General features: G+C 58.3%; 15 protein-coding genes. 4 read left to right on the top strand and 11 right to left on the bottom strand.

Annotation, left to right across the window (positions count from 1 at the left end):
* Nucleotides 1-41 precede the first annotated feature (41 nt).
* Nucleotides 42-1,049, top strand: coding sequence for a class I SAM-dependent methyltransferase (locus tag GAO09_RS02795; RefSeq protein ID WP_153352507.1), 1,008 nt, complete (start codon nt 42-44; stop codon nt 1,047-1,049).
* A 56-nt stretch (nt 1,050-1,105) separates the two neighbouring features.
* Nucleotides 1,106-1,759, top strand: coding sequence for a tetratricopeptide repeat protein (locus GAO09_RS02790; protein ID WP_338015042.1), 654 nt, complete (start codon nt 1,106-1,108; stop codon nt 1,757-1,759).
* A gap of 12 nt (nt 1,760-1,771) precedes the next feature.
* Here the strand turns inward: GAO09_RS02790 and fabI are convergent, their stop codons facing one another.
* Genes fabI through fabA form a run of 3 tightly spaced genes read right to left on the bottom strand, consistent with a single transcriptional unit; the run spans nt 1,772 to nt 4,371 of the window.
* A complete protein-coding gene (fabI, locus tag GAO09_RS02785; RefSeq protein ID WP_153352505.1) occupies nt 1,772-2,578 on the bottom strand; it encodes an enoyl-ACP reductase FabI in 807 nt (268 codons plus the stop codon).
* A 6-nt stretch (nt 2,579-2,584) separates the two neighbouring features.
* Entirely contained in the window at nt 2,585-3,808 is a 1,224-nt protein-coding gene (fabB, locus tag GAO09_RS02780) for a beta-ketoacyl-ACP synthase I (RefSeq protein ID WP_153352504.1), read from the bottom strand.
* Nucleotides 3,809-3,855: 47 nt separating this feature from the next.
* The gene (fabA, locus tag GAO09_RS02775) at nt 3,856-4,371 is read right to left on the bottom strand and encodes a 3-hydroxyacyl-[acyl-carrier-protein] dehydratase FabA (protein WP_153352503.1); all 516 of its coding nucleotides are present in this window, start codon (nt 4,369-4,371) and stop codon (nt 3,856-3,858) included.
* A 298-nt stretch (nt 4,372-4,669) separates the two neighbouring features.
* On the opposite strand from fabA, the gene irrA reads away from it, so the two are divergent.
* The gene (irrA, locus tag GAO09_RS02770) at nt 4,670-5,086 is read left to right on the top strand and encodes an iron response transcriptional regulator IrrA (protein WP_373458488.1); all 417 of its coding nucleotides are present in this window, start codon (nt 4,670-4,672) and stop codon (nt 5,084-5,086) included.
* A 139-nt stretch (nt 5,087-5,225) separates the two neighbouring features.
* A complete protein-coding gene (locus tag GAO09_RS02765; protein WP_153352502.1) occupies nt 5,226-5,696 on the top strand; it encodes a hypothetical protein in 471 nt (156 codons plus the stop codon).
* On the opposite strand, the gene GAO09_RS02760 is transcribed toward GAO09_RS02765, so the two are convergent.
* The 8 genes from GAO09_RS02760 to GAO09_RS02725 all read right to left on the bottom strand — a co-directional run bounded on the left by GAO09_RS02760 (nt 5,697) and on the right by GAO09_RS02725 (nt 12,542).
* Complete coding sequence (locus GAO09_RS02760; RefSeq protein ID WP_324185001.1) at nt 5,697-6,485, bottom strand: YdcF family protein; 789 nt, start codon at nt 6,483-6,485, stop codon at nt 5,697-5,699.
* Between the two features lie 70 nt (nt 6,486-6,555).
* Nucleotides 6,556-7,278, bottom strand: a complete 723-nt coding sequence (locus GAO09_RS02755; RefSeq protein WP_153352500.1) for a YoaK family protein — start codon at nt 7,276-7,278, stop codon at nt 6,556-6,558.
* Nucleotides 7,279-7,364: 86 nt separating this feature from the next.
* Nucleotides 7,365-8,192 (bottom strand): alpha/beta hydrolase, encoded by an 828-nt coding sequence (locus GAO09_RS02750; RefSeq protein ID WP_153352499.1) that lies wholly within the window; start codon nt 8,190-8,192, stop codon nt 7,365-7,367.
* 65 nt (nt 8,193-8,257) lie between these two features.
* The gene (locus GAO09_RS02745) at nt 8,258-8,815 is read right to left on the bottom strand and encodes a winged helix DNA-binding protein (protein ID WP_209018577.1); all 558 of its coding nucleotides are present in this window, start codon (nt 8,813-8,815) and stop codon (nt 8,258-8,260) included.
* A gap of 181 nt (nt 8,816-8,996) precedes the next feature.
* A complete protein-coding gene (locus tag GAO09_RS02740) occupies nt 8,997-9,548 on the bottom strand; it encodes a DNA-3-methyladenine glycosylase (RefSeq protein WP_410768061.1) in 552 nt (183 codons plus the stop codon).
* A 66-nt stretch (nt 9,549-9,614) separates the two neighbouring features.
* The gene (locus GAO09_RS02735) at nt 9,615-10,622 is read right to left on the bottom strand and encodes an ABC transporter ATP-binding protein (RefSeq protein ID WP_153352497.1); all 1,008 of its coding nucleotides are present in this window, start codon (nt 10,620-10,622) and stop codon (nt 9,615-9,617) included.
* A gap of 22 nt (nt 10,623-10,644) precedes the next feature.
* Nucleotides 10,645-11,706, bottom strand: coding sequence for a Gfo/Idh/MocA family protein (locus GAO09_RS02730; RefSeq protein WP_153352496.1), 1,062 nt, complete (start codon nt 11,704-11,706; stop codon nt 10,645-10,647).
* Entirely contained in the window at nt 11,703-12,542 is an 840-nt protein-coding gene (locus tag GAO09_RS02725) for a carbohydrate ABC transporter permease (protein WP_153352495.1), read from the bottom strand. The genes GAO09_RS02730 and GAO09_RS02725 overlap by 4 nt, the downstream gene beginning before the upstream one ends.
* Nucleotides 12,543-12,553 lie beyond the last annotated feature (11 nt).

Raw genomic sequence — 12,553 nt, 5'->3', positions numbered from 1 at the left:
TAAATAACAAAACCGCCCCTAAATTCCCAAGGTCCGACATCATGAGCAGAGACGCCCTCAAGACGCTTTTCCATCCCTTTGCCACCGATGCGGTGCCGATGCCGGTCGAGGGCGAGCGTGTGCTCTTCCTTGGCGCCGAGGCCGGCCATGCCAAGCCGTCGGAGTTTTTGGGCGATATCACCGCCGTACAGCCGTTCCGCCCGCTGTTTCGCGCGCTTGGCGATAACGCTTTCCCGGAAGTGGAAGGCGAAGATTACGATTTCGGTCTCGTGCTCTGCGGCAAACATCGCGGCGAAAATGAAAACCGCATTGCCGAGGTTCTGGCCCGCGTCAAGGTCGGGGGCGTCATCGTCATCGCCGGCGGCAAGGAAGACGGCATCCAGCCGATCCGTACCATGCTGCTGAAACTCGGCATCATTCTCGACTATGCCCCGAAATATCACGGCGTCGCCATCTGGTTCGGACGCCCGGAAGATGCGTCCCCCAGCATCAAGGCGCTGCGCAAGACCGCAGGCATGGTCGAGGGACGCTTTGAGACGATTCCCGGCATCTTTTCCCATGACCACGTCGATCCGGGCTCAGAGCTGCTCGCAAGCCGCCTGCCGACTGATTTCGACGGCAATGCTGCAGACTTCGGCGCAGGCTGGGGTTATCTCTCCGTCATGCTGGCCGAGAAATCGCGCCGCACCAACCGTATCGACCTTTTCGAGGCAGACTGGAAGGCGCTGGAGTTTGCCAAGCGTAATCTCGCCGGCAACTGCCCCGATCTCGCCACCCGCTTTTTCTGGCAGGATCTCGGTGCCGAGCCGCCGAAGGAAAAATACGACCTCGTCATCATGAACCCGCCTTTCCATGAGGCGCAGGCGGCCGATCCCGAGCTTGGCAAGACGATGATCCGCACGGCAGCCAGTTCGCTGCGCAGCGGCGGCCAGCTGCTGATGGTGGCCAATCGTGGCTTGACCTATGAGCCGGTTCTGGCAGAGGCCTTCCGTGAAAGCGGCGAGACCTGCCGCAATTCGAAGTTCAAGGTTCTCTGGGCGAAGAAGTAACACGCTTTGCCAATCTCCTTGCCAAGGCCGTCGAATGCATTCTAAGGTTGCATTCGGTGGCGTTGGGGGATGGCATGAACAGGATAGCCTGCAGTCTTGTTGGGCTGCTATTTTCAGCCGCGACCGCTCAATCGGACCAGATCAGAAATTCCTGGGAATGGTTCAACGCCGCCGAATTTTATCAGGCTCGCGATTCCGGAAACGCACAGGATGCTGTCAAGGTCGCCCGCTATTTCAGGGTCTCCGCGGAAAAAGGCAATGCTGTCGCAGCCTTCAAACTCGGCGAGCTTTATGAGCACGGTGCGGGCGTTGCAGAAGACCCCGTCCAGGCCTTCAACTGGTACATACGCTCGGCCGCCAAGAACGACAAACACGGTCAACTGAAAGTCGGCTGGTGTTATCAGAAGGGCATCGGTGTCCAGGCCGATCTGAAAATAGCGGCCATCTGGTACCGCGTCTCAGCAGAAAACGGGAATATCTGGGCCTACCACATGCTGGCATTCATGCTCGCAGATGGCGACGGCGTGAAAAAGGATGTTGCGTTGGCGAGGCGCTATCTCGAACTCAGCCTACCAAAGACAAAAGATCATTGGGCAAAATGGAAGCTTGCCCATTTGCTGGTGGAAGAAGATCCGGCAAGAGCCAAAAATCTGCTGAAAGAAGCAGCGGCCGCCGGGAATATCCAGGCGGCCGCTGAATTGAAGCAATAACGAAGTGGTCGATTACTCGACGTCGGCCTTGCGCAGCTTGTCGAGCGTCGGCAGCGAGGTGATGCTGTAGCCGGCATCCACATAGTGTACTTCGCCCGTGACGCCGCGCGACAGGTCGGACAGCAGGTAAAGAGCCGAGCCACCGATGTCCTCGATGGTGGCCGTACGGCGCAGCGGTGCGTTTTCCTTATTCCAGGCATAGATAGCGCGGGCGTCCGAAATGCCGGCGCCGGCAAGCGTGCGCACCGGGCCTGCCGAGATCGTGTTGACGCGAATGTCCTGCGGGCCAAAATCCGCTGCCAGATAACGCACGGAGGCTTCCAGGGCAGCCTTGGCGACACCCATGACGTTGTAGTTCGGGATGACGCGCTGCGAGCCGTTATAGGTCAGCGTCAGCATCGAACCACCATTGGTCATTAGTGGGGCTGCGCGCTTGGCGATCTCGGTGAACGAGAAGCACGAGATGACCATGGTGCGCGAAAAGTTTTCGCGCGTGGTCTCGGCGTACTGGCCTTTCAGCTCGTTCTTGTCGGAAAAGCCGATGGCATGAACGATGAAATCGAAAGAACCCCAGCGCTCCTTGATGGCGTCGAAGGTCGAATCGACGGATGCGATGTCTTCCACGTCGCACGGGATGACGAAGTCGGATCCGACCTCTGCCGCAAGCGGCTTCACACGCTTGCCCAGCGCATCACCCTGATAGGTGAAGGCCAGTTCCGCGCCCTGCGCCGACAGCGCCTTGGCAATGCCCCAGGCGATGGAGTGATTGTTGGCGACGCCCATGATGAGCCCGCGCTTGCCCTGCATGATACCGGTCATGGGCGATTATCCGTTGTAACGCTGGAAGACCAGCGTGGCGTTGGTGCCGCCGAAGCCGAAGGAATTGGAAAGAACGGTGTCGATCTTGGCATTGTCGATGCGCTTGCGCACGATCGGCACGCCGTCGAATTCCGGGTCCAGGTTCTGGATGTGAGCGCTTTCACCGATAAAGCCGGCCTGCATCATCAAAAGGCCGTAGATCGATTCCTGCACGCCGGCAGCACCCAGTGAGTGGCCGGTCAAGGACTTGGTCGACTGGATGTGCGGGATCTTATCGCCGAACACTTCGCGGATGGCGCCGATTTCCTTCGAATCGCCCACCGGCGTCGAGGTGCCGTGGGTGTTGATGTAATCGACATCGCCCTTCACGGTGGAAAGTGCCTGGCGCATGCAGCGGATCGCGCCTTCGCCCGACGGAGCGACCATGTCGTAACCATCGGAAGTCGCACCGTAACCGGTGATTTCCGCGTAGATCTTGGCGCCACGGGCCTTGGCATGTTCCAGTTCTTCGAGAACCAGAACGCCTGCGCCGCCAGCGATGACGAAACCGTCGCGATCAACGTCATAGGCGCGCGAGGCGCTTGGCGCGTTGTCGTTGTATTTGGAAGACATGGCGCCCATGGCGTCGAACAGGTTCGACATGGTCCAGTCGAGATCTTCATGGCCGCCGGCGAACATGATGTCCTGCTTGCCCCATTGGATCATTTCAGCGGCATTGCCGATGCAGTGCGCAGATGTCGAGCAGGCCGACGAGATCGAGTAGTTGACGCCGTGGATCTTGAACCAGGTGGCAAGCGTTGCCGATGCCGTCGAGGACATTGCCTTCGGCACGGCAAACGGGCCGATGCGCTTCGGGCTGTTGTTCTTGATGGTGATGTCGGCGGCTTCGATCAGCGTGCGGGTGGACGGACCGCCCGAACCCATAATGATGCCGGCACGCTCGTTCTGAGCGTAGTCCTTCTCTTCGAGGCCGCTGTCAGCCAGCGCCTGCTTCATGGCGACGTGGTTCCACGCTCCGCCTTGGGAGAGAAAGCGCATGGCGCGGCGATCGACGAGATCCGTCGTATCGATGTTCGGCTTGCCCCAGACCTGGCACTTGAAGCCGTGCTCGGCAAAATCCTCGGAAAAGGAAATGCCGGACTTTGCCTGACGCAGGGATTCGGTGACTTCGCCAGCATCGTTACCGATCGAGGACACGATCCCGAGGCCCGTGACTACTACCCGTCTCATGTGATCAAACCTTTGTTGTTTTCGTCGACCGCTCTTAAAAAAGCGGTTCAGGCCGTCTTGTCTTTGGCAAGGCCGACACGCAGGTCGGTTGCCTGATAAATGGTTTCGCCATCGGCCTTCAGCCAGCCGTCGGCGGTGCCGAGCACGAGGCGGCCCTTCATGACGCGCTTGAAGTCGATGCCGAATTCGAGAAGTTTTGTAGTCGGGCGGATCATGCCCTTGAACTTCACTTCGCCGGTGGAAAGCGCCATGCCGCGGCCTTCTTCACCCAGCCAGCCGAGGAAGAAGCCGGTCAGCTGCCACATGCCGTCAAGGCCGAGGCAGCCCGGCATGATCGGGTTGCCTTCAAAATGGCATGGGAAATACCAGTCGTCCGGACGCACGTCGTATTCGGCGCGTAGATAGCCCTTGTCGAAGGCGCCGCCGGTTTCGGAAATGTCCGTGATGCGGTGGACCATCAGCATGGGCGGCAGCGGCAATTGCGCATTACCGGGTCCGAAGAGGTCACCATGTGCGCAGGAGATGATTTCTTCGTAGCTGTAGCTGGACTGTCTCGTTGCCATCAGGATTATCCATTACTCCGTCTGTCGCGGCCATCCGAAGCTATAGAGCAGGATCGGCACAAAATTAAGAGAGCGGCCCAATTCGCTTGCGCGATCAACCGGGAATGCCCCATACGATCACGAGGGCATATAGGAAGCGAAGCCGCCAAACCAGAGGCGTAAACGTCGAATCTGCGTTTTTTCCATGACGCATAGGGTGGCAGTGATGGCGCGAACACGTGCGCTATTGAAACCAGTCGTCGCTAAAGTTATATCGAGTGTTGAACTTTATCAAAGATGACGGGAGTTTGCCTGCATGATGGCTGAAGCCAGCATGGACGTGGAAACGAGATTGCGGGTATGCGGGCTGCGTCCGACGCGGCAACGTATCGCACTGGCCGATCTCCTTTTTGCCAAGGGTGACCGCCATCTGACGGTGGAGGAACTGCACGAGGAGGCGACGTCCGCTGGCGTGCCGGTTTCGCTCGCCACCGTCTATAACACTCTGCACCAGTTCACCGAAGCGGGCATGATCCGTGTTCTCGCGGTCGAGAGCGCAAAGACCTATTTCGACACGAACACGTCGGATCATCATCACTTCTTCGTTGAAGGAAGGAATGAAGTGCTGGATATCCCGATCAACAATCTGGCGATCGACAACCTGCCGGCACCGCCGGAGGGCATGGAAATCGCGCATGTCGACGTGATCATCCGTCTTCGCGAAAAGAAAAGCTGATCGCAGTCAGCGCGCGCAAATGGAGCGCGCTTCCCGCAAGCGCCACGCAAGCACCATCTGGGATTATGGGCCAAAGCCGCCGGTCGACAGATCGGCGAGCATGACTTTTTCATGCCTGCTGTTTCCCGGGGTTATTTCGATGAAGCTATTGTCCTTTGCATTTGCGCTGCTTTTTTTAGTGGCGGCATTGCCGGTTTCCGCCCAGCAGAAGCTGCTGAGCGATCCGGAAATTTATGAAAAAGATCATTTCCGCAAACAATGCAAAACGGCCGAGTTCGGGGCAGACTACATCACCCGGCTGGATATCAACAATGATGGCTTGATCGATGCGATCGCCAATCACGGCGCTTACACCTGTGACGGCACCAAGGGGCCGGCCTGCAGCTCGGAAGAAGGCTGCCCCTATAACTTTTACCTGCAGGTGAAGGAGGGCGGTTATTTTATGATCGCCACCGCCCGCATCTTTTCCTACGATTTCATCAAGCGTTTCGGCAATATGGTCTTCGTCTTCAAGATGGCGCCGAAATATTGCGATCGCACGGGCGGTGATCCCTGCCAGATGACGGTGCGCGTTCGTGGCGCCAAGTTCGTCACCATCTCGAAGAAATAATCAGTTCGGCATCAGCGACCCGGTGCGTCCGGCCAGATAATATCCGACAAGACCCAGCCATTCGCGTGCGGCCGTTGCGGTCTGTTGCGCGTTGACGGAAGGCTGTGTGAAATCAAGGCCGAGCGTTTCGATGCCGGTGGTGCGATAGTCCACCGGCCACGCCATCACTGTCAGCCCTGCATGGCGAAACAGCCCGAGCGAGCGCGGCATGTGAAAGGCCGAAGTGACCAGCAGGCAGTCCGAAAGCTTGTTGTCTTTCAGCAGCGCCGCAGTATTCAGCATGTTTTCGAACGTGTTGCGAGATGTGTTTTCCTTTATCAATCGGTCAGCATGGATGCCGAATGCGGAGAAGAACCGTTCCGAAGCCCCAGCCTCGCCCTCATAGGCGCCGCTGATAGATCCGTCGCCGCCCGACACCAGAATTTTCGATTGCGGATACTTCAGCGCCAGCCTTGCCGTTTCGACAAAGCGGTCGGCCGCCTGATTGAGTTCGATGCCGCCGCGGCTGGTCGTTACCGGAGTTTCGAATGCGCCTCCGAGAACGATGATGCACGACAGGCTGGTCGGGTCTACCTGCGGTTTTCGCACATGGTCTTCCAGTACCTGCAACGCGACGCTGCCCGCCGTGGTGTAGAGCGTCACGAACAGCAAGAGTGCTGCACAAAGCGAAAGCGCGCCTCCCACTCTTCTGAAGCGGAACAAGGCCAGAAGGACACCGGCAAAACACAGGAAAAAGGCCAGAGACAATGGTTGCAGCAGTAGCCAGACTATTTTGGAAAGATAGAATATCATCCGGGATGGGTGCCTTCGGGTTTGCTTCGCTAAAGATGACTATAGCCCGAAATCCTGTCCGGAAAGTTCAAGGGCGCGCGTCGTTCTGGGTCGGTGACCGTGCGGGTCGCTGATTGTAGCGATGCTGGAGCGAACGCGGAATAAATAGCGTCACGCCGGCAAAACCCAGCGTCAGCCATGCCGCCATCTGCAGCGCATGGTCGGGAAGTCCGATGGCCAGCGCCGCGCCGCAAAGTGCGCCCGCCGCCATACCGAGCCATGGCACGATCTGCACCGTCCAGCCAAAATTGCGCTCACCGAGGATGGTGCGGCCGATGCCACGACCTAGCCGCGACAGTGCACCGGTGACATAGGTCAGACCGATCGGCAGGCCTTCGATATGTTCCACGGCGGCATTCACCAACCCCATGGCCAGTACCACGGCGTTAAAACGCCAGACAGCCTGTTCTGGGGCGGCCAGTGCGGATGCGACTGTAAGAAGCATCCCAACCGTGACCAAAACCGCAAAGATGCGCCTTGCGAACAGGTGCGCCACGATGATGCCGAGCGCATTGCCGGCCACGAATGTAACGATCGCGCCGGCCAGCACGAGCGCGTGGCCATAATTTCCCTGCTCGAAGGAGATCGCAGCGCGTGTCGTATTGCCGGTCATAAACGAGACGAAATCACCGGAGAGCTGCAATCCGATCGCGTCGGTCAGCCCTGCCAGAAAGGAAATCGCCGCCACGAGCGTAATCCCCAGACTGGCTCGTCTGGTTCTTACGATCCGGCGTCGTCTCTGTATGGTCATGATCGCAACTTTTCCGTGACAGGCCTTTGCCCCGGGGGCTTATCAGGCGAGAATGAACGGTGGATGCATGTAAGTCTTGATGAATATCAAGATAAAAGGGTTTTCGTCAGCGGATGCTCTGGATCAGCTAATCCATCGACCACATTGAAATGGTGGCGGTCCGCCTCATGATAAACGCCGGTCGCGGCGCCAAGCCCGGTCCAGACATTGGCGAGAAGGTCGTTCTGGCGAACGAATTCGGTACGCTCGTTTGCGCCCACCCAGCAGAACAGCCGGGTGTCTGGTCCCGGCGACAGAAGCGCCGGGCTCTCCCTGTCTGCTTCGCCTGGGGTCAATTGCAGCTTGTCGTTCAGTCGCGTTGCCAGCAGTGGGCGCAGATCATGCACGCCGGAAATCGAAACAGTGTTGCGGATGCGCTTGCGGATGTGTGGTTCAAGCGGCGATGTAGCCGACACCATGCGCGCAACCAGATGTCCTCCCGCGGAATGTCCAGTCAACTGTAATGGCCCATCAAGGCGGTTCGCCACCATTGTGATGGCTGCGGAAATTTCGTGTGTGATGTCGGAAATGCTGGCATCGGGGCAGAGCGTATATTGCGGCATCGCCACGGCATAACCATGCAGGGCCGCGCCATTGGCCAAATGCGACCAGTAGGATTTGTCGAGATTTTGCCAGAAGCCGCCATGGACGTAGATAACCAGGCCTTTTGGCTTACCTTCCGGCAGGAAAAGATCCAGCAAGTGCCTTGGTTTCGGCCCATAAGCGATGTCGAGTTCGGCGCGTCCGAGCGCCGTCAGCTTTTCCCGGTAGGTTCTGGCCGGCTCTACCCATGCCTGCGGCCACTTGCCGCCGTCGGGAATGTTAGGCCCGTTGGCATAAGCATCGTCCCAGTCCGAAACCGCATGGAAAATCATTGAATGCACCTGTCGTGATGGCTTGTTTTCCATCATCGTAGCCATGCATCACCGGTTGGAAAAGGTCAGGCCTGGCCGGAATGGCTGATTGGCGGTGTACTGCTTGCCACGCGCCGCGTCGCGGCTTCATAAAAGCTCGTCAGCAACTCCAGCATTTCCGTGGTCGATTGCAAACTGTTGTCGGAGCGGTCGATGCGCTGGATCATCGACACCAGCAGGTTTTCGCGCACCGCGCGATAATCCTTCGTCAGCTGCTCGCCGGTCGAGGTCGGGATATAGAGTGTGTCCTTGCGCGAGCGACCCTTGACGCGCTCGATCATCTTCAGGCCCTGCAGTTTCTTGATGGCGTATTGCACATTGGCGGTATCGTCGCGGCCGAGCAGGCGGCAGATTTCGCTCAATCCCTTGGGTTTCTGGCGATATCTGATTGTATGCAGGACGGCGGTCTCAAGCCCGCTGATACTGGTGCCGGCGAGGTCCGTGCTGCATTCCGATTGCCAACGCAGAAAGGCGGCGGAGATACGCCATAATGACCACTCGAATGCGGTCAGTGCATCTTCGGAGAGGGTGAGATCTGCCAAAGGATCTTGGGCCGCTCCCTTGGCTCCGGACATGTCGTTCATAGGGATTCTCCACGCGTCTTGCGTGGTATATTGCATCAAGTTTTGCGAAAATACAGTAGTTGTTTGATTTAAATACTCTACTTTATTCGGTAATGAACACGAAAAATTACCCTATATAGGCAATATCTCCGCCAAATGAATGGCAATACATCGGTGTTGAGGTGCGACGCAGGGAAAGTTGTCACGCAAACTTACGACTGACATGAGCGGAACCATGCAGTCCGAAACGCCACGGCAGTTCCACCGCCTTCGTTATGCCGATCCGGATGCCGGTGTCGATGATCGGTGAAATCGGCGGCGGTGTAAGAGTGAACGGCGGCTGCGATAAAAACAGACCGTCGTGCTCGATGCTGATCGCCAATGCCTGGCACAGCCGCCCGGGCCCAGAACAGAGAAGCAGAGGGTCGGTCTTGCCGCGCCGTATCTCCATCTGTTGCAGGCCTACGGTCGGTTGCAGCGCCCGGATCAGCACAGCGCTGCCTGGCCGGCAGACGAAATTCAGGCACCAGTGAATGCCGTAGGAGCGGTAGACATAGGCATGGGCCGGCGCACCGAACATGGTTCGTGTACGCGGAGTCACGCCGCGAAAACTGTGCGAGGCCGGGTCATCCGGCTCGTAGGCTTCCGTCTCGACAATTATCCCGCCCGCGCCGGCAAAGGTTAGTTCGGAACCGATCAACGCACGCGCCACCTCGACCGAAGACCGGTCGAAAAACTTCTGCAGATCCATCATGTCTCACCGTTTCATCGGTGAAGATATCGGCTTGTTCGCAAATGTCGGCAAGCCTCAGAGTAAGGTTCAGGAAGCGGCAATCGCCTTGTCGTCGGCATCGAAGCGGTGCAGACGGCTTTTATCCGGTGTGGCGAACACGATGTCGTCGGCACCATAGCGATGTTCTCCGAACAGGCGCACGGTCAGAAGTCCTGTAGCCTCCGTTTCGAGATAAAGAATAGTATCGGCGCCGAGATGTTCGGCATGTACGACCTTGCCCTCCCAATCGCCGCTTTCACGAGACAGTGCGATATGCTCAGGCCGGATGCCGATGGTTTTTGCCTGTGTGTCACCCAGACGTTCAGCCTCGATAAAATTCATCTGCGGTGAACCGATGAAGCCGGCCACAAACGTGTTGGCTGGCCTGTTGTAAAGCTCCATCGGTGAACCGATCTGCTCTATCGCGCCGGCATTCAGCACCACGATCTTGTCGGCCAGCGTCATGGCCTCCACCTGGTCGTGCGTCACATAGATCATCGTCGCTTTCAGCTGCCGGTGCAGGCGGGCGATCTCCAGCCGTGTCTGCACACGCAAAGCTGCGTCGAGGTTGGAGAGGGGCTCGTCGAACAGGAACAGTTTTGGTTCGCGCACAATCGCGCGGCCGATGGCGACACGCTGCCGCTGGCCACCGGAAAGTTCAGCCGGACGCCGCGTCAGATACGGCGCGAGCGACAGCATGCGCGAAGCCTCGGTCACCCGCGTCTCGATCTCTTGCTTTGGCGCACCGGCCTGTTTGAGGCCCAGCCCCATATTGTCCTTCACCGTCAGGTGCGGATAAAGCGCGTAGGACTGGAAGACCATGGCGATGCCGCGCTTGGCCGGCGGTACCGATGCAACCTCGTCGCCATCGATCTGCACGCTGCCGCTGGTCGCATCCTCGAGACCCGCGATCACACGCAAAAGCGTGGACTTGCCGCAGCCCGACGGGCCGACAAAGATCACGAACTCCCCGTCCGCGACCTCGAGATCGATGCCTTTCAGTACCTCGTGCGTGCCAAAGGCTTTGCGGATGGATGTCAGTTTCAGAGAACCCAAGAGCTTATTCCTTTACGTAATCTCAAAAACGAACCGGCAGACCGGTACGCACGCTTTCGTCGGCCGCCAGCGCCAGGCGCAGCGATTGCACGGCATCGTGCATGTGCCGTGTCAGGTCGATATCGTCGCGGATCGCTTTCAACACATAGGCCTGTTCGAGGTCGCAAAGCTCCTGATGGCCGGGTTCGCCTTCCATCCTGAGATCCTCGTCAGGGGCGAGAAATTTGCCATCCGGCCCGGTCTCGGCACGATGCACGCGGATAACCGATGTTTTCGTATGCGTGTCGATATCGGCAGATTTGGCGTTTTCATCGACGCGGATAGAGACTGATCCTTTCGGCGACATCACGTCCTTCACGAAGAAAGCCGTTTCCGACATCATCGGTCCCCAGCCGGCCTCGTACCATCCGACCGATCCATCCTCGAACATCACCTGCAGGTGGCCATAATTATACATGTTCGGTGCAATCTCATCGGTCATGCGCAGGCCCATGCCGCGCACCTCCACGGCACGCGCATCGGTGATCTGGCACATCACGTCGAGATAATGCACACCGCAATCAACGATCGGCGCCGTCGTCTGCATCAGCGCCTTGTGCACGTCCCAATGGGCGCCGGAGGACTGTTGGTTGAGGTTCATGCGGAAGACGTAAGGCGGTCCGAGTTTGCGCGCTTCCGCGATCAGTCTTATCCACGAAGGGTGATGGCGCAGGATGTAACCGATCACCAGTTTTTTGCCCGTCGCCTTGGCCGCCGCGACCACGCGCTCTGCATCGGCCACGGTCGTTGCCAGCGGTTTTTCCAGAAACACATGGGCACCTGCTTCGAATGCCTTGATGGCAAAGTCCGCATGGCTGTCGGAATAGGTATTGATCGAGCAGACATCCGGCTTCAGTTCGGAAAGTGCCGCCTCGAAATTATCGAAGAAAGGATAGTCGCCGAGTTCTGCCGGCAAATCAGGCTTGCTTCGGTTCACTAGGCCAACAATCTCGAAGCCGGGATTGTTGTGATAGGCCAGTGCGTGGCTGCGGCCCATATTGCCGAGACCGGCCACAAGCACGCGAAGAGGGGAATGTGAACTCATTTGACGGCTCCCGATGTGATGCCGCGGATCAGCTGGCGTGAGAAGATGACGTAGAGAACCAGAACCGGCAGGATGGCGAGCGACAGGGCGGAGAGCACGGCATTCCAGTTGGTCACGAACTGGCCGATGAACATCTGTGCGCCCAGCGTTACCGTTTTGGTTTCCTCACCGGGGGCAAGGATCAGCGGGAACCACAGGTCGTTCCAGATGGGTATCATGGTGAACACGGCAACCGTCGCCATGGCTGGGCGCACCAGCGGCAGGACAAGCCGGAAGAAGATTGCGTATTCGGATAACCCGTCTATCCGTCCGGCATTCTTCAGGTCGTCGGAAACATTGCGCATGAATTCCGAGAGAATGAAGATGGCGAGCGGCAGTCCTTGCGCCGTATAGACCAGAACCAGCGCCGTCAGCGTGTTGACGAGACCGGCAGCCACCATGCCCTGCAGGATGGCGACGGTGCCGAGCCGGATCGGGATCATGATGCCGAGCGCCAGATAAAGCCCCATCAGCAGATTGCCGCGAAACCGATATTCGGAGAGCGCGAAAGCCGCCATGGCGCCGAACAGCAGAACCAGAGCGATGGAAAGAACGGTGACGATCAGGCTGTTCTGGAAGTAACCAAAGAAGTCGCCCTGTGCGAGCACGGTCTGATAGCCGACGAGATCAAAGGTGGAAGGCGTGGGGATCGCCATCGGATCGCGAAAGATCGCGTTGCGGCTCTTGAACGAATTGATGAGCGTCAGGAACACCGGAAACAGCGCAATCAGTGTGTAGCTGATCAGCGCCAGGTGGATCAGTCCGCTGCGGACAAGCGAGGTGCGTGCCTTGGCCATGATCGCTTCCT

The sequence above is a fragment of the Endobacterium cereale genome, from assembly GCF_009617585.1.
Lineage (GTDB): Bacteria > Pseudomonadota > Alphaproteobacteria > Rhizobiales > Rhizobiaceae > Neorhizobium > Neorhizobium cereale.
Note: the sequence above shows the minus strand (reverse complement) of the source record. Positions and strands in the feature narration are given on the sequence as shown.